General features: G+C 71.8%; 14 protein-coding genes. 6 read left to right on the top strand and 8 right to left on the bottom strand.

Annotated elements, in window-relative coordinates; translation table 11 throughout:
• Position 1: 1 nt before the first annotated feature.
• Positions 2–649 carry an ABC transporter permease gene (locus ACIBKX_RS35825; RefSeq protein ID WP_363277981.1) on the bottom strand — a complete coding sequence of 216 codons (648 nt, stop codon included), beginning with the start codon at positions 647–649 and terminating at the stop codon, positions 2–4.
• On the bottom strand, positions 646–1689 hold the full coding sequence (locus ACIBKX_RS35820; RefSeq protein ID WP_363277980.1) for an ABC transporter ATP-binding protein: 1044 nt from the start codon (positions 1687–1689) through the stop codon (positions 646–648). The genes ACIBKX_RS35825 and ACIBKX_RS35820 overlap by 4 nt, the downstream gene beginning before the upstream one ends.
• A gap of 151 nt (positions 1690–1840) precedes the next feature.
• On the opposite strand from ACIBKX_RS35820, the gene ACIBKX_RS35815 reads away from it, so the two are divergent.
• From ACIBKX_RS35815 to ACIBKX_RS35805, 3 genes are all read left to right on the top strand, one after another.
• On the top strand, positions 1841–3400 hold the full coding sequence (locus ACIBKX_RS35815) for an aromatic amino acid ammonia-lyase (RefSeq protein WP_363277979.1): 1560 nt from the start codon (positions 1841–1843) through the stop codon (positions 3398–3400).
• The gene (locus ACIBKX_RS35810; RefSeq protein WP_363277978.1) at positions 3397–4230 is read left to right on the top strand and encodes a MurR/RpiR family transcriptional regulator; all 834 of its coding nucleotides are present in this window, start codon (positions 3397–3399) and stop codon (positions 4228–4230) included. Before ACIBKX_RS35815 ends, ACIBKX_RS35810 begins: the two co-directional genes overlap by 4 nt.
• 1702 nt (positions 4231–5932) lie before the next feature.
• Entirely contained in the window at positions 5933–6520 is a 588-nt protein-coding gene (locus tag ACIBKX_RS35805) for a hypothetical protein (RefSeq protein ID WP_363277724.1), read from the top strand.
• Between the two features lie 278 nt (positions 6521–6798).
• On the opposite strand, the gene ACIBKX_RS35800 is transcribed toward ACIBKX_RS35805, so the two are convergent.
• From ACIBKX_RS35800 to ACIBKX_RS35775, 6 genes are all read right to left on the bottom strand, one after another.
• Positions 6799–8166, bottom strand: a complete 1368-nt coding sequence (locus ACIBKX_RS35800; protein ID WP_363277723.1) for an APC family permease — start codon at positions 8164–8166, stop codon at positions 6799–6801.
• Between the two features lie 224 nt (positions 8167–8390).
• Entirely contained in the window at positions 8391–8765 is a 375-nt protein-coding gene (locus ACIBKX_RS35795; protein WP_363277722.1) for a hypothetical protein, read from the bottom strand.
• Positions 8766–8849: 84 nt separating this feature from the next.
• Positions 8850–9260 carry a roadblock/LC7 domain-containing protein gene (locus tag ACIBKX_RS35790; RefSeq protein ID WP_363277721.1) on the bottom strand — a complete coding sequence of 137 codons (411 nt, stop codon included), beginning with the start codon at positions 9258–9260 and terminating at the stop codon, positions 8850–8852.
• A gap of 82 nt (positions 9261–9342) precedes the next feature.
• Complete coding sequence (locus tag ACIBKX_RS35785) at positions 9343–10086, bottom strand: transcriptional regulator (RefSeq protein ID WP_363277728.1); 744 nt, start codon at positions 10084–10086, stop codon at positions 9343–9345.
• A 41-nt stretch (positions 10087–10127) separates the two neighbouring features.
• Positions 10128–10580, bottom strand: a complete 453-nt coding sequence (locus tag ACIBKX_RS35780) for a hypothetical protein (protein ID WP_363277720.1) — start codon at positions 10578–10580, stop codon at positions 10128–10130.
• A 230-nt stretch (positions 10581–10810) separates the two neighbouring features.
• Entirely contained in the window at positions 10811–12223 is a 1413-nt protein-coding gene (locus ACIBKX_RS35775; RefSeq protein WP_363277719.1) for a diaminopimelate decarboxylase, read from the bottom strand.
• 171 nt (positions 12224–12394) lie between these two features.
• Here ACIBKX_RS35775 and hutU point away from each other — a divergent pair, with 171 nt between their 5' ends.
• From hutU to ACIBKX_RS35760, 3 genes are read left to right on the top strand one after another with little or no spacing between them, the layout of a single operon-like run.
• A complete protein-coding gene (gene hutU / locus ACIBKX_RS35770) occupies positions 12395–14059 on the top strand; it encodes a urocanate hydratase (protein WP_363277718.1) in 1665 nt (554 codons plus the stop codon).
• Positions 14060–14076: 17 nt separating this feature from the next.
• Positions 14077–15279 carry an allantoate amidohydrolase gene (locus ACIBKX_RS35765; protein WP_363277727.1) on the top strand — a complete coding sequence of 401 codons (1203 nt, stop codon included), beginning with the start codon at positions 14077–14079 and terminating at the stop codon, positions 15277–15279.
• Positions 15270–16649 (top strand): formimidoylglutamate deiminase, encoded by a 1380-nt coding sequence (locus ACIBKX_RS35760; protein ID WP_363277717.1) that lies wholly within the window; start codon positions 15270–15272, stop codon positions 16647–16649. Before ACIBKX_RS35765 ends, ACIBKX_RS35760 begins: the two co-directional genes overlap by 10 nt.
• Positions 16650–16681 lie beyond the last annotated feature (32 nt).

Here is a 16681-nt window from a genome sequence, read left to right as displayed (position 1 = left end):
GTCACGCACTCCTCTTGCGGCGGGTCCACGGGGTCAGGGCGTACTGGAGGGTGACGAGCAGCGCGTCCGCGGCGAGCGCGAGCAGCAGGGTCAGGACGACGCCCACGATCACCGGGGTGGGGAAGTTGCGCTGGAACCCGTCCGTGAAGAGCTGCCCGAGTCCGCCGTCGCCGATGTAGGTCGCCACGGACACGAGGGAGATGGCCATGACGGTCGCGATCCGCACCCCCGCCATGATCACGGGGAGCGCGAGCGGGAGTTCGACGGTGAGGAGGGTGCGCAGCGGCCGTGTGCCCATGGCCTTGGCCGCCTCCTTCGTCTTCGCGGGGACGGAGTCCAGGCCCTCGACGGTGTTCCGCAGGAGCACGACGAGCGTGTAGATGGTGAGCCCGATGACGGTCGTCGTCCGCGTGAGCCCGCTGACCGGGAGCAGCAGCACGAACACCGCGATGGACGGGATCGTGAACAGGACGTTCGACAGGCCGAGCAGCAGCCCGCGCAGCGGCCTGACGCGGTGCGCGACGACGGCGAGCGGCAGCGAGATCAGCAGTCCGAGGAGTACGGCGGTCAGGGCGGCCTGGAGGTGCGACAGCGTGAGGGTGGTGAGGTCGCCGGAGTGGTCGGATATCCACGACCAGTCGACGGTCATGCCTTGACCGCGCTTGCCTCGGTGTGCGCGTGCCCCGCGTGCTCGTGGATGTCGTCGCGGGACGTGACGCCGGTCAGGATGCCGTTCGTGTCGACGCGGGCGACGAGGCCGCTGGGGGCGGCTATGGACTCGTTGAGCGCGGAGAGCAGCGAGTCGGTGTCCCGCAGGGGTCGTACGGGGGTCTCCGCCTCGGTCTCCGTGTCGCGCCAGGCCAGCGGCTTGCGGGCCGCGTCCACGGCCAGCGTCCAGCGGCCGCCCTCGGGGGCGGGGCCCTGGGGGACGCCGGCGAGGGTGCTGAGGGAGAGCAGCTTGAGGCCGCGTTCGGCGCCGAGGAAGTCGGCGACGAAGTCGTCGGCGGGGCGGGCCAGGAGCTCGGCGGGGGACGCGCACTGGACGAGGTGGCCGCCGGTGCGGAAGACGGCTATCCGGTCGCCGAGCCGTACGGCCTCGTCGATGTCATGCGTGACGAAGACGATGGTCTTGTTCAACTCCCGCTGGAGTCGCAGCAGTTCGTCCTGGAGCTGGGTGCGGACCACCGGGTCGACGGCCCCGAAGGGCTCGTCCATGAGCAGCACCGGCGGATCGGCGGCGAGCGCGCGGGCCACGCCGACGCGCTGCTGCTGGCCGCCGGAGAGCTGGTGCGGGTAGCGCTTCCCGGCGTCGGCGGCGAGGCCGACCGTCTCCAGGAGTTCCGCCGCGCGTGCTCGTGCCTTCCGGCGGCCCCAGCCGAGCAGCAGCGGCACGGTGGCGATGTTGTCCAGGACCGTGCGGTGCGGGAAGAGTCCCGCCTGCTGGATGACGTAACCGATGGAACGGCGCAGTTCGGCGGCGTCCTGTTCCAGGACGTCCTTGCCGCCCACCCTGATGGTCCCGGAGGTCGGATCGACCATCCGGTTGATCATGCGGAGGGTCGTCGTCTTGCCGCAACCGGAAGATCCGACGAGGACGGTGACGCCGCCTTCGGGCATCTCCAGGTTGAGGTCGTGGACCGCGGTGGTGCCGTTCGGGAAGCGTTTGTGGACCGTGTCGAACTGGATCATGAGGAGTCCCTTGCCCGGCTGTATATCGTCATGCAGAGTTCTTTGTGACTGAATAGATTGTCAATAGTCCGTCGGCGCCCAGGCGTAAATCCCTGGTTACGAGTGGCCGCAGGGCAAGACGGAGCGTCCGTTTGAGGAGGAAAGGCGCGTGATGTCGTCTCGTATCGCGGACAGGGCGACCGATGGCAGCGGCCCGGTCGTCGTCCTGGACGGCCGCGGACTGATGGTCGCGGATGTCGTACGACTGGCTGATTCCGCCGCCCGGCCGGTGCCGGCGACCGACGGGATGAAACGCGTCGAGCACGCGTGGAACGCCGCGCGGGAGATCGCCTCCTGGGGGCGCGTCTACGGCCGCTCCACCGGTGTCGGCGCGAACCGGAACGAGTCCGTGCCCACCGAGGCGGCCGCCGACCACGGTCTGCGGCTGCTGCGTTCGCACGCCGGGGCGATCGGCGAGGAACTGCCCGCGCGGGAGGTGCGGGCGATGCTGGCGGTGCGCGCCAACCAGCTCCTGGCGGGCGGCGCGGGCCTGCGCCCGACCGTCGTGACAGCCCTCTGCGAGGCGCTGGAGACGGGCGCCTACCCGAAGGTGAACGAGTTCGGCTCGGTCGGCACGGGCGACATCGCGGCGCTCGCCCAGATGGGCCTGGCGCTGGCGGGCGAACACCCTTGGCAGGGACAGGGGGTGCCCCCCGCCCCCCAGCCCCTGGACAACAACGACGCCCTGGCCCTGATCAGCAGCAACGCCCTCACCCTCGGCCAATCCGCCCTGGCGCTGCAGGAGTTGCGCGGCCTGATCGCGGCGACGCAGGTGGTGGCCGCGCTGTCCCTGATGGCGGTGGACGGTTCGTACGAGGCATACGCACTACCCGTCCACGAGGCGCGCCGCCACGCGGGTTCGTACGCGGTGGCGGAACGCATGCGGCGGCTCCTGGGCGCCCCCGACCGCCCGACCCCGCCCCTGGGCCGCATCCAGGACCCGTACGGCTTCCGCTGCGTACCGCAGATCCACGGCCCCGCGCACGACGCGGCGGACGCGCTGGAGGAGGTGCTGACGGTGGAGATCAACGCGGCGGCGGAGAACCCGCTGATCTCCCCGGACGACATGGCGGCGTACCACCACGGCGGCTTCTACCTGGCCCAACTGGCGCTGGCCCTGGACCACTTCAGACTGTCGATGACGCAGGCGGCGCGCCTGTCGACGTCGCGGTTGTCGACCCTGAACGAGCCGTCCTTCACCCGCCTGCGCCCCTTCCTGGCGGACGGCGAACCGGCGTCGTCGGGCGTGATGATCCTCGAGTACGCGGCCGGGGCGGCCCTGGGTGACCTACGGGCCTTCTCCGCGCCCGCGTCACTCGGCCACGCGGTGCTGTCGCGAGGGGTGGAGGAGCAGGCGAGCTTCGCCTCGCTGGCGGCGCGGCAGACGCTGCGGGCGTGTGAGGCGTACCGGATGGTGGTGGGCTGCGAACTGGTGGCGGCGGTACGGGCGTTGAGGCAGCGGGACATGCGCCTCGATCCGTCTCTCCCGGTCGGCAGGGCCTTCGAGCTGGCGGATTCGGTCCTGGATCCGGAGCTGGCGGACCGCCCGCTGACGGATGATGTGACGGCGGCGGCCGGGCTGCTCGACCGGTTCACCGAGCTGTGGGCGGGGCTGGGGACGACCGGAACGGCCTTTGAGGGACAGGGTGTTGTGACGAGGGGAACGGTATGAGTGACAGTCCTGCGGCGCGGCTGCAAGTGCTCTTCGAGGGGCATCGGCTGACGCCCACACAGCGGCGTATCGCGCACTGCATGGTGCGGCGGGCGGCGGACGTCCCGTTCCTGTCCAGCGTCGAGCTGGCGGAGCTGGCCGGGGTGAGCCAGCCGTCGGTGACGCGGTTCGCCGTGGCGCTGGGCTTCGACGGATACCCGGCGCTGCGGCGCCATCTGCGGGACGTGACGCCGGCGGAAGAGGCGGCGGAGAACCCCCTCAACGAGTACCAGCAGGCGGTGGAGGCGGAGATCGCGAACCTGCGGCACCTGGCGGAGGTCCTCGCGGACCCGTCCCCGGTGGAGCGGGCGGGCCGCCTGCTCGCGGCCTCCCGCCCCCTGCCGGTGCTCGGGCTGCGGGCGGCGGCGTCGCAGGCGTACGGCTTCGCGTACTTCGCGGCGAAGGTGCATCCGGATGTACGGCTCCTCGACTCGGGCGGCACGATGCTGGCCGACCGGATCGACGCGGCGGTGCGGGCGGGTGCCTCCGCCCTCCTCTGCTTCGCGCTGCCGCGTCATCCGCGGGAGGTGGTGGACGCCCTCGCGTACGCGCAGGGCGCGGGCCTCTCCGTCGTAACGGTGGCGGACTCGGCGTTCGCCCCCGTGGCAGCCCACTCGGACCTCCTCCTCCCGGCAGCGGTAGGCACAGGCCTGGCCTTCGACACGGCCTGCGCCCCGATGCTGCTGGGCCGGGTCCTCCTGGAGGCGATGTGCGACGGCTTGCCGGATGCGCAGGCGCGGTTGGAGGAGTTTGATGTGGGAGCGGCGGAGCGGGGGTTGTTTGTGGAGTAGGGGAGGGGAGGGGAGGGGAGGGGAGGGGAGGGGAGGGGAGGGGGCCAGGGGTTGGTTGGGGCGGCTGCTTGGGGGTGGGCCGGTGCCTTCGATCGTGGCCGGGGCCGCCCGGCTTCTGCGGAGTGTGGCGGTTCCGGCGCCCCTGTAAAGGGCGCTCCGCTGCGCTACGCGTCGGCTTCGCCGATTCCGCTTGCGCTCCACCCTTGACAGGCCCGCCTCCACCGCAGAGACCTTCTTGACCGGGCGGCCAGGGGAGGGGACTCACGGGAGGGACCGGTCCGGTGCCCGGTCTTCATGCCGGGTGCGGACTGGTTCGGAGTGGCTCGGTCATGCGAGGAGGGGCCGTCCGACAGATCGGCTCAGCCCCGGGACCTGGGCCGGCCGTTGTGCCGTCTGCGGACTGGTCCGGTGCAGCTCGCCCACTGGGTGAAGTCGGGGCCCGACAGGCCGGCTTCGCTCCGGGACCTGGGGCGGCCGTCGTGCCGTCTGCGGACTAGTCCGGTGTAGCTCGCCCACTGGGTGAAGTCGGGGCCCGACAGGCCGGCTTCGCTCCGGGACCTGGGGCGGCCGTCGTGCCGTCTGCGGACTAGTCCGGTGTAGCTCGCCCACTGGGTGAAGTCGGGGCCCGACAGGCCGGCTTCGCTCCGGGACCTGGGCCGGCCGTCGTGCCGTCTGCGGACTGGTTCGGTGCAGCTCGCCCGCGCGGAAGGGCGCGGCAGCAGGGCGGCATGCGGTGCAGGGGCTGCTTTCCGAGAAAGTCCCACGACACGCCGCCCCCAGCCCCCAATCAGCGGGACTTTCTCGGATCCCGCCCCAGATCCCCCCTTCCAGCACCCGAGATGACCGATATGCCGGAATCGGGGGCGGGAGGTAAGGCCCCGCCCGTCACACACACCTCGACCGCCTCCCCTTCATCGCGCCGCCCTTCCCGCCCCTGCCGTCTGGCCGCCGCCACCGGCGGCACGACGTCCGTCATCCGGCACCCATCTCCCACTGTCCGGCGGCCCCCACCGCCCGCACGGCCGTGATCACCACAGACCGTCAGCCGGACCCGGCCGCGCACCCCCAGCCCCTTCCGCCTGGCGGCACCCCCGCCGCATGACGCCCGCCCCGAAAGATCCGGTCGGCAGCCGCTTGACGAAACCGGGACCCATCCCCGCACCGACCGCGCACCCCCGCTCCTCCCAACTGGCGGCGCCTGCACCGAACCAGTCCGCACCCGACATGACGACCCGGCCCGCCCTCCGGGGCGATGTCGGGCTGTCGGGCGGCCTCTCCCCAAGTGGGCGAGCCGCACCGAACCAGTCCGCACCCGGCACGAAAGCCGAACCGTTCTACCGGCCCTCCCCGTGAGTCCCCTCCCGTGGCCGCCCGGTCAAAAGGGTCACTGCGGTGGAGGTGGGCCTGTCAAGGGTGGAGCGAAGCGGAATCGGCGAAGCCGACGCCCGTAGGGCGCCCTTTACAGGGGCGCCGGAACCGCCATACTCCCCAAAACCGGGCGGCCCCGGCCACCAACAACGACACCGGCCCACCCCAAGCAGCCCCCGCCCGACCGGCGTTCACCCTTGCCCATGACGGCAGTTCAGCTCAGGCAGAGGCGCGGCCCCCTCCGAAGCCCGCCGCCCCCCCACCTCTCACCCTCCCCTCAGATTCCCCCGCTAGCCTCCCCCGCCAAAAGCAGCGTGCGGAGGAGGCAGGGGACGTGGGGCGTGGTGGGGTTGGGGTGGGGCGGGTGTCTGTTGTTGTGCGGGCGGGGGCCTGGCCGCTGGGGTGGATGGGAGTGCTTGCCGCCGGTGTCGGTGCGTTGCCGAGTGGGCTCACCGGGCGGCGTATCGGCATGTTCAGTGGCGCCGCGCTCTTTGTGCTCGCGGCCGCCACCGTCACGTACGTCCGAAGGAATCGGTACACCGCCCTCGCCCGCGAAGCGACCCGCGTCGGGCGGTACGACGTGCTTCAGGATCGGGCCGTCACCGTACGCAACTGGCGTCGCGCCCACCGCCGGTGGCTCGCCACGGCCTTTCTCGGCGCCGTCGGCACTTCCTTCGTGATCCCCGTGGCGGCAGGTGCCGCGATGGCCGGTGCGGGAGTCGGGCTCTGGGCCAAGGCCGCCTGGCTCGGCCACAGGGAACGGGACGCTGACGCCCTGTACTGGGTACGCGTCGACTGGCTGAACCCCCGCGCAGGCGCCCCCGCGGCCAAGGCCGTCAAGGGCTACCGCACCACAGGCCCGGCGGCGGGCGACGCCGCACCCGGCGGGGCGCGGCGCCGCACGACAGCGCTGCGGGGATAGGGCCCGCCCGGCGGATCTGGCCGTCTCTGCCGGGCCGTCGTGCCAGGCCCGGCGGAAGGACGCCCTAGGGCCTGTCCGGCGGATCTTGCCTGGGACGCGCTGGCCTGGCACGCGCATCTGCGGCGTTGTCGTCAATCACCATCGCTCCGCGATGCCTCGATCCTCCGCCTTGCAGCTGCACGCACCAGACCACCGCTCACCGGCAGAGACAAGGCACCGCCCACAGGAGCCGGCCAGATCCGCCGGACAGGCCCTAGTCCCCGCCCGGCGGAAACGCCCTAGTCCTCGCCCCGCACCCGCAGCACCACCTTGTTGAGCGCCCACAAGCCGATCCCGATCGCCACCAGTACCCCCGCCCGGATGTAGACCTCCGCCGGGCGGTCGGCCAAGGGGCTCGCCAGGATCAGGGCCGTGATCGCCCCGAGGACCGGCAACGCCGTCGGCGTACGGAAGTGTTCGTGGTCCACGCGGTCGCGGCGCAGGACGAGGACCGACACGTTGACCACCGCGAAGACGCAGAGGAGCAGGAACGCCGTCGTGTCGCCCAGGCCCTCGATCTCGCCCGTCGAGACCAGGCCGATGGCCAGGATCGAGACGAAGACGATGCCGACGACCGGCGTCCGGCGTCGCGCCAGGACGCGGCCCATCGCGCGCGGCAGGATGCGTTCGTTGGCCATCCCGTAGCAGAGGCGCGAGGCCATCATGATGTTGATGAGAGCGGAGTTCGTCACCGCGAACAGCGCGATCAGGGCGAAGAGTTTGTGCGGGAAGTCGACGCCGCCCGCCTTCACGACCTCCAGGAGCGGGCCGCTCGATCCCTCCAGGGTCTTGTGGTCGACCAGGAGGGAGGAGACCAGCGCCACCAGGACGTAGATCGTGCCCGTCACCGCCACGCCGATGAAGATCGCGCGCGGGAAGGTGCGGACGGGATCCTTCGTCTCCTCCGCCATGTTCACGGAGTCCTCGAAGCCCACGAACGCGAAGAAGCCGAGCGCGGTCGCGCCGAGCACGCCCGTCATCAGGGCGTACGCCGTGCCGTCGCCCGCCTCGAAGTCGGTCAGGCGGGACGGTTCGCCGTCCCCGGTCAGGACGGCGTACGCGCCGATCGCGAGGATGATGACCAGGCCCGTCAGTTCGACGACGGTCAGGACGACATTCGTCTTCACCGACTCCGACACGCCCCGCATGTTCAGCGCGGCCAGCAGCACGATGAAGGTGATCGCGATCAGCGTCGGCGGCAGCGCGTCGCTCGTCAGCTCGCTCAGGTAGTCGCCGCTGAAGGCCCTGGCCGCCGCGCTCGCCGACGACAGGCCCGAGCACATCACCATGAACGCGATGATGAAGGTGAGGAACGGGGTCTTGAAGGCTTTCTGGGTGTAGAGGGCCGCGCCCGCCGCCTTCGGGTACTTGCCGACCAGTTCGACGTACGAAGCGGCCGTCAGGATCGCCACGACGAAACCGATCGCGAACGGCACCCACAGCGCGCCGCCGACCTTCCCCGCGACCTTGCCCGTGGTCGCGTAGATGCCGGTGCCGAGGATGTCGCCGATCACGAAGAGGATCAGCAGCTTGGGGCCGATGGCACGGTGCAGGGCGCCCTCTTCGGCGGGTGGTGGTGTGGTCGTGGACGTGTCGGATGTCGTCACAGGTGCCTCCCCCGAGACCGGGTACGCGGATGAGTACGGGTCTGGTGAGAGGGTCTGCCCGTGATGCACGTCACTATGCGGGACTTGAGGAATCTCAGAGCCTCCGGGTGACGGGACGGCGCCGCCCCCTCTTGGGTGCGGCGCCGCAGGCCTGCTGGATCAGGCGTCCGGATCAAGCGTCCGGATCAGACGTCCGGATCAGACGTCCGGATCAGACGTCCGGATCAGACGTCCAAGTCCGCCTCGATGCGCTTCAGTTGATGCCGCGCCATCGCCAGATTCGCCCGGTTCTTGTCCAGCGCCACGTAGAGGAACAGGCCGTTGTTGTTGCGGCCCTTGATGAGCCGGATCAGGTGGTACTGGGATCCGAGCGAGATCAGGATGTCCTCGATCTCGTCCTTGAGGCCCAGCATTTCCATCGTGCGCAGTTTGGCGCGCACCACGTCGGTGTTCCCCGCGGCGGCGACGGTGAGGTCCATGTCCTTCCCGCCGCCGAGCGTGCCGAGCGCCATACCGCTCGTGTAGTCGACCAGGGCGGCGCCGATGACACCTTCGATCGATGTGGCTGTCTCTTTGAGCGCGGTCTCCGTGTTGGCCATGAGCTTCGCACTTCCTTTCCGTCGGCTGGGTGTCCGTGACGAACCGGACGATGAGGGTGATGCGGGTGAGGTGGGGGGCATGGGTCAGGCTTCCTCCGCTGGTTGGGCGGCGGCGTCCGGACGGACGGCCGCGTCGACCAGCTCTCCGATGAGAGCGCTGGACCGGCGGGCCTCCAGATGCAGTCGGCCGACGTTGATACGGGGCTCGGCGAGCAGGGTCAGGACGGCGGACGAGCCGGCCGCGTACGTCGCGACGTATCCCTCCTCGCCCCGGACGATCAGCTCCCGGAAGTCGCCCTGGTGCGTCGCGTCGGCCAGGCGCAGGGCCACGCCGAGCGCCGCCGCCGTGAGCGCGCAGACTCCTTCGGCCTCCACGTCCGTGGCGTCCTGGGCCAGCACCAGACCGTCGACACTGGCCGCGAGGGCGCCCCTGAGCTGGGGTATCCGAGACCGCAGCCGTTTCAGTTCGCCGAGTACCTCGGCTTCGGCAGGCATCCGCTTTCTCCTCCCGGAGCGCCGCCAGAGCGCAGAGAGTTTCATGTGGGCAGATACGCGGCCCGGTGAGCGGTGCGGAGCTTCACAGGCTTGCCTCCAGTGCGTCACGGAGCCGGCGTAACAGGGCGATGTCCGGGTCGGCAGAGACCTCCCCGACCCATGCGGGGGCGAGGGGCGGGTCGGGGGACGCCCGCTCCCGCATCGTCGTCACGAGCCCGGCGGCGGCCAGCCGCCGCACTTCGAGCAGGGTGTGGAACGCGGGGAGCCCGAGGGCCCAGGCGATGGCCGTGGGGGTACGGACGCCGTCCGCGAGCCGCAGCACGGCCCGCTGCCGGGCGGAGACCGACTGGCCGGGCGCGGGCGGGCGGGCCACGACGGGCGTGTCGTCGATCTCCGGGTCGGGCCAGATGCCGTCGAGCAGCGCCCGGCGCCGCCGGGACTCCCGGTCCACCGTCGCCACGGGCACCGGCCGCACCCGGCCGAGCCAGTGCGCGACGCCGTAGCGGAACCGGGTGGGCCCGCAGGTGGGACCGAGCACGAAGAACGCGGCGTCGAACAGCGCGCCGAGATGGCACAGCTCCAGTTCGCCGGCCGCCACCCGGCCGCTGTCGACGAGATGGCGCCCCACCTCGTTGCGGGCGCCCGCCTCGGTGAGGGCCTCCTCCCAGCCCTGCCGGGGCAGCACTCCGCCGGTGGTGAGCAGGACGTCGAGGCCGGGCGCCGCGGGGCTCTCGGCGTGCACGACGCTGCCCTCCGCGAGATACAGGGTGCCCTGGCCGCGCAGCAGCGCGCCCGTCGCGTGCTCCTCGGCGAGCCGCAGCAGCATGGGCGAGGTGGTGACGCGGGCGGTGGTGACCTCGGCGGTGGTCACAGCAGGACCAGCCGTTCGGCGAGGTCGCTCAGCCGTCTGCGCGCGAGGGCGAGGTTGCCGTTGTCGCGGTCGAGCCAGAGATGCAGGAAGACGCTGCTGTCGAACGTCGTCGCCACGAAGCGGATCAGGTGGAAGCTCGTCCTGGTGGTGACGATGAGGTCCTCGACGGGCAGTCTGTCGGACGCCGGTTCCTCGCCCGGCGCTCCGTCGCCCGACGGTTCCTCGCCAGGGGGCCCCTCGCCCGGCGGTCCGTCGGCCGGTGCGAAGGCGCGGTACTCGACCGCGGCCCGTGCCACCTCCGCGGACTCGGCCGCGGTCACCTCATGGTCTCCGTTGGGCGAATCGCCGACTGCCCCGAGGGAGAGCCCGCTGGTCCAGTCGACGATCGCGACCCCGCGTGCCCCTGGCAGTGTCATCGCTTCGAGCAGACACTCGTCGATTCCGGGCACGCGCGGCCCCCTCCCCATCCCCATGGTGCGCCGGGCAATCCCCATCGCCCGGTGACGAGGAAGGTACGCACAGTCGTGAGGATCGCGGGGGGTTCCGGCGCTTTCCCCGTGAAGATGCCCTGGATCGACGGGGTCGGTACGCAGAGAGTCGCGACGTGTTTCGCGAGGGACCGGATTCTAAGGCCAAATGATCGCGGTCTGTGGTGGAGGGCGTGGTGCGGGCGGGCCGTTCAGAGGCGGCGCAACGCGTCCCGCTCGATGTCGCCGCCCGCCTCCGCCACGATCTCCTCCTGCGTCTGCGGCTCCCGTACCACCGCGAACCGCACCCCCGCGGACCGCACTCCCTCGGACCGCACCCCCTCGGACCCGGCCACGAAGCCGTAAATCCCGGGCCTGGCAAGGCTGTTGTACGAGTAGTGGTGCGCGAAGTAGTACGCGCCGGTGTCGAGCGCCGCCGCGTAGTCGCCCTGTTCCAGCAGCGGCAGCGGGCGGTTCTCGGCGAGCAGGTCGCCCGCGAAGCACGCCGGGCCCGCCACGTCCTGGGCGACCGGGGGTCCGCTCTTGGGCAGTCCCTTGGCGTCGTACGCGGCGATCCGCAGCGGCCATGACGCGGGCGCGTACACCGTGCGGGCCGCGACCTGGACGCCCGCGTGCGTCACCGCGATCGGCCTGCCGCCCGCCTTCTTCGCGTACTCGACGCGGGCGAGGACCGTGCCGTGCTTGGCGAGCAGCGAGCGGCCGAACTCCGTCACCAGTCCGTACCGCCCGTCCAACAGCCCCGGCACACGGGACTTGAGGCGGCGCGCGTACTGCGCGTGCGTAGGGCTCTCCTCGTCCGAACCGAAGTTGACGGGCAGTCCGCCGCCGATGTCGACGGTGTCGATCTGCCGGCGCCCGGCGCGTTCGTTGATCTCCTCGGCCAGTTCGTACGTCGCCGCCACGCCCCGCACCATCAGTTCGAGCGGCATGCCCTGCGAACCGGAATGGGCGTGCAGCCGGGTCAGCCACGGGCGGTCGAGGCAGGCCCGGACGACCCACTCTCGGGCGCCCTCGTCGCGCAGCGGCACCCCGAACTTGGAGGTCGACGTGGCCGTGGACAGCGCGCCGATGGAGCCGCCGCCGATCTGCGGGTTCACCCGCAGGCCGATGGGGGAGCTGCTGTGCGCCGACCGGACCATCGCGTCGATGCGGTCCAGCTCCTGCGGGTTGTCCGCGTTGACCGCGATGCCGAGCGCGAGGGCCTCGCGCAGTTCGGCGGGCGTCTTGGCGGGCGAGTCGAGGACCGTCTGTGCGGGGGACACCCCGGCGGCCCGCGCGATGCCGAGCTCGCCGGGGCTCGCCACCTCGGCGCCGATGCCCGCGTCCCGAAGCAGCCGCACGACCGGGACCAGCGGCGACGCCTTCACGGCGAAGGCGTGCAGGACGGGGGTGCCGGCGGGCGTGACCGCGTCGAAGGCGGCGTGCAGGGCGGCGGCGGACGCCCGGATGCCGGTGATGTCGAGGAGTCCGACGACCGGCGACGACGGGCCGACGACGCCCTGCTCGACGGCGGCGCGGACGGCCTGGTCGCGGCGGGCCGCCGACTCCGCGGCCGGTGCGGCCGGTGCGGACGCGTGTGCGGTCTCCACCCCGTGATCGCTCATGCGTTCAAGCCAATCACCCGCGACGCGACCCCGCTGCCGTACCAGGGTATTGACTAGTTCTATTCATCATCGCAGGATGTGAATAACAAGGTCACAGCGGCAAGACACAGCAGACACAGCAGCAAGACACAGCAGAGCGTCACGGACGGCTTCACGCTAGGAGGCATCGCCATGTCAGGACCCCGCCCCGTACGGGCACCGCGCGGTACGGAACTGAGCGCCCTGGGATGGCAGCAGGAGGCCGCCCTGCGCATGCTGCAGAACAACCTCGACCCAGAGGTCGCCGAGCACCCCGACAAGCTCGTCGTCTACGGCGGCACCGGCAAGGCGGCCCGCGACTGGCGCTCCTTCGACGCCATGGTGCGTACGCTCCGGACCCTCAAGCAGGACGAGACGATGCTCGTCCAGTCGGGTCGCCCGGTCGGCGTCATGCAGACCCACGAGTGGGCGCCGCGCGTCCTCATCGCCAACTCCAACCTCGTCGGCGACTGGGCCAACTGGGAGGAGTTCCGCCGCCTGGAGCAGCTGGGCCTGACCATGTACGGCCAGATGACGGCCGGCTCCTGGATCTACATCGGCACGCAGGGCATCCTCCAGGGCACGTACGAGACGTTCGCCGCCGTCGCCGCGAAGAAGTTCAACGGCACGCTCGCGGGCACCATCACCCTCACCGCCGGTCTCGGTGGCATGGGCGGCGCCCAGCCGCTCGCCGTGACGATGAACGACGGCGTCGCCATCTGTATCGACGTCGACCCGCGCGCCATCGACCGCCGCATCGAGCACCGCTACCTGGACGTGAAGGCCGACAACCTGGCCCACGCGCTCCAGCTCGCCACCGAGGCCCGCGACCAGCGGAAGCCGCTCTCCATCGGCCTCCTCGGCAACGCCGCCGAGCTGCTCCCGCAGATGCTCGCCGAGGGTGCCCCGATCGACATCGTGACCGACCAGACCTCGGCGCACGACCCGCTCTCGTACCTCCCGGTCGGCGTCGACTTCGACGACATGGCCTCGTACGCCGCCAAGGACCCGGCGGGCTTCACCACCCGCGCCCGTGAGTCCATGGCCAGGCACGTCGAGGCGATGGTCGGCTTCATGGACGCCGGCGCCGAGGTCTTCGACTACGGCAACTCGATCCGCGGCGAGGCCCAACTGGCCGGATACGAGCGGGCGTTCGCGTTCCCCGGGTTCGTCCCCGCCTACATCCGCCCGCTCTTCTGCGAGGGCAAGGGCCCGTTCCGCTGGGCGGCGCTGTCCGGCGAGGCGTCCGACATCCACAAGACGGACAAGGCGATCCTCGACCTCTTCCCGGAGAACGAGTCCCTGCACCGCTGGATCAAGATGGCGGGGGAGCGCGTCCACTTCCAGGGCCTCCCGGCGCGCATCTGCTGGCTCGGCCAGGGTGAGCGCGACAAGGCGGGCGACATGTTCAACGACATGGTCGGCAACGGCACCCTCGCCGCCCCGCTCGCGATCGGCCGCGACCACCTGGACTGCGGCTCGGTGGCATCCCCGTACCGTGAGACGGAAGCCATGCTGGACGGCTCCGACGCGATCGCCGACTGGCCGCTCCTGAACGCCATGGTGAACGTCGCGTCGGGCGCCTCCTGGGTCTCCATCCACCACGGCGGCGGCGTCGGCATGGGCCGCTCCATCCACGCGGGCCAGGTCTCGGTCGCCGACGGCACGAAGCTCGCGGGCGAGAAGATCCGCCGCGTCCTCACCAACGACCCCGGCATGGGCGTCATCCGGCACGTCGACGCGGGCTACGACATCGCGGAGTCCGTGGCGGACGAGAAGGGCGTACGGATTCCGATGCGCGAGGGCGGCGACGCGTGAGCGACACGTTCCACGCCATGTGGCGTTCGCTGCGGCCCATCGGCCGCAGCGACGCCTCGGGCGGCTACCGCCGTTTCGCCTGGACCGGCGCCGACGCCGAGTGCCGCCTCTGGTTCCAGGCGCAGGCGGAGGCGCGCGGCCTCGACCACGAGGTCGACCGCAACGGCAACCAGTGGGCCTGGCTCGGGAATCCGGAGGCAGGGAACGCGGTCGTCACCGGCTCGCACCTGGACTCCGTCCCGGACGGCGGCGCCTTCGACGGCCCGCTCGGCGTCGTCTCCTCCTTCGCCGCCCTCGACGAACTCCGCGCCAGGAAGGTGTCGTTCACCCGCCCCCTGGCGATCGTCAACTTCGGCGACGAGGAGGGCGCGCGCTTCGGCCTGGCCTGCGTCGGCTCCCGGCTCACGGCGGGACAGCTGACCCGTGAGGCGGCGTACGAACTGAAGGACGGCGAGGGGATCAGCCTCCCGCAGGCGATGGAGGCCGCGGGCCACGACCCGTCCGCCATCGGCCCCGACCCCGAACGCCTCGCCCGCATCGGCGCGTTCGTGGAACTGCACGTGGAGCAGGGCCGGGCGCTCGACCTCTCCGGCGACGCCGTCGGCATCGCGTCCGCGATCTGGCCGCACGGCCGCTGGCGCTTCGACTTCCGGGGCGAGGCCAACCACGCGGGCACGACCCGCCTGGTCGACCGCCGCGACCCGATGCTGACGTACGCGGAGACGGTTCTCGCGGCCCGCAGGGAAGCCGAACTCGCGGGCGCGGTCGCGACGTTCGGCAAGATTTCCGTGGAGCCCAACGGGGTCAACGCGATCCCGTCGCTGGTGCGCGGCTGGCTCGACTCGCGCGCGCCGGACCAGCAGTCGCTGGACACGGTCGTGACGGGCGTCGAGAAGGCCGCCCGCGAGTACGCGGACCGGCACGGCATCGACCTCGACGTCGTACGGGAGTCCTTCACGCCGGTGGTGGAGTTCGAGGACGCGCTGCGGGACGAGCTGGGCGCGATCCTCGCGGGCGGTGCCGGGCGGCCGATCCCGGTGCTCGGCACGGGCGCCGGACACGACGCGGGTATTTTGTCCGGCTCGATCCCCACCGCCATGCTGTTCGTACGGAACCCCACGGGTGTCTCGCACTCCCCGGCCGAGTTCGCGGCCGAGGACGACTGCGTGGCCGGGGTGCGGGCACTGGCCGACGTACTGGAGGGCTTGGCGTGCAGGTGACGACTGGGACGGGCGCAGGCACGGAAGCGACGTACTGGCTGGAGCACGCCTGGCTCGACACGAACGTCGAGCCGGGCGTGGCGGTGGAGGTGTCGGGCGACCGGATCACGGCCGTCCGCAAGGGCGTCGTGGCACCGCCGCCCGGCGCGACGGTGCTCCGCGGCCTGACGCTCCCCGGTCTGGCGAACGCCCACTCGCACGCCTTCCACCGCGCGCTGCGCGGCACCGTCCAGGTGGGCTCGGGCACGTTCTGGACGTGGCGCGAGGTCATGTACTCGGTGGCGGACCGGCTGACTCCGCAGACGTACCACGCGCTGGCGCGGGCGGTGTACGCGGAGATGGCGCTCGCGGGCATCACGACGGTGGGCGAGTTCCACTACCTGCACCACGGTCCGGGTGGTACGGCGTACGCGGACCCCAACGCGATGGGCGAGGCGCTCATCCAGGCGGCGGCGGACGCGGGCGTCCGCATCACGCTCCTGGACACGGCGTACGTGGCGTCGGGCCTGCTGAGCGAGACGCGCGGCGAGCCGCCCAACCGCCACCAGCTCCGCTTCTCCGACGGTACGACGGAGGCGTGGGCGGAACGGGCCTCGCTCCTGAAGGACCGCGACCACGCCCGGATCGGCGCGGCGATCCACTCTGTACGCGCGGTCCCCGCGAGGCAGTTGGGGACGGTGGCGGAGTGGGCGTCGGCCCGCAACGCCCCCCTGCACGTCCACCTCTCCGAGCAGAAGGCGGAGAACGAGGCGTGCCAGGCGGTGCACGGCTGCACGCCGACGCGGCTGCTCGCGGACCACGGGGTGCTCGGGGCCCGCACGACGGGCGTCCACAACACGCACCTCACGGACGAGGACATCGCGCTGCTCGGCGGTTCCACGACGGGCACGTGCATGTGCCCCACGACGGAACGCGACCTCGCGGACGGAATCGGCCCCGCGGTCGCCCTGCAACGGGCGGGCAGCCCGCTGTCCCTGGGCAGCGACAGCCACGCGGTGATCGACATCCTCGAAGAGGCGCGGGCGATGGAACTGAACGAGCGCCTGCGCTCGCACACGCGGGGCCACTGGACGGCGGCGGCGCTGCTGCGGGCGGCCACGGCGGACGGGCATGCGGCGCTGGGGTGGTCCGACGCGGGGGTGCTTGAGGCCGGAGCCCTCGCCGACTTCGCGACGATCGCGCTGGACTCGGTGCGTACGGCGGGCCCGGTGCCGCGCCTGGCGGCGGAGACGGCGGTCTTCGCGGCGACGTCGGCGGACGTCCGCCATACGGTGGTGGGCGGCCGGCATGTCGTACGGGACGGGTCCCATGCCCTGGTGGAGGACGTGCCGGGGGCGCTGGCGGAGGCGGTGTCGGCGCTGCGAGATTGACGTACGTCGGGCGGGTGTCTCCCACTCGCCCG

Origin of the sequence: Streptomyces sp. NPDC050658, from assembly GCF_044457025.1 — a bacterium.
GTDB lineage: Bacteria > Actinomycetota > Actinomycetes > Streptomycetales > Streptomycetaceae > Streptomyces.
The sequence above is the reverse complement of the archived record's forward strand: the minus strand, read 5'-3'. Positions and strand labels throughout refer to the sequence as shown.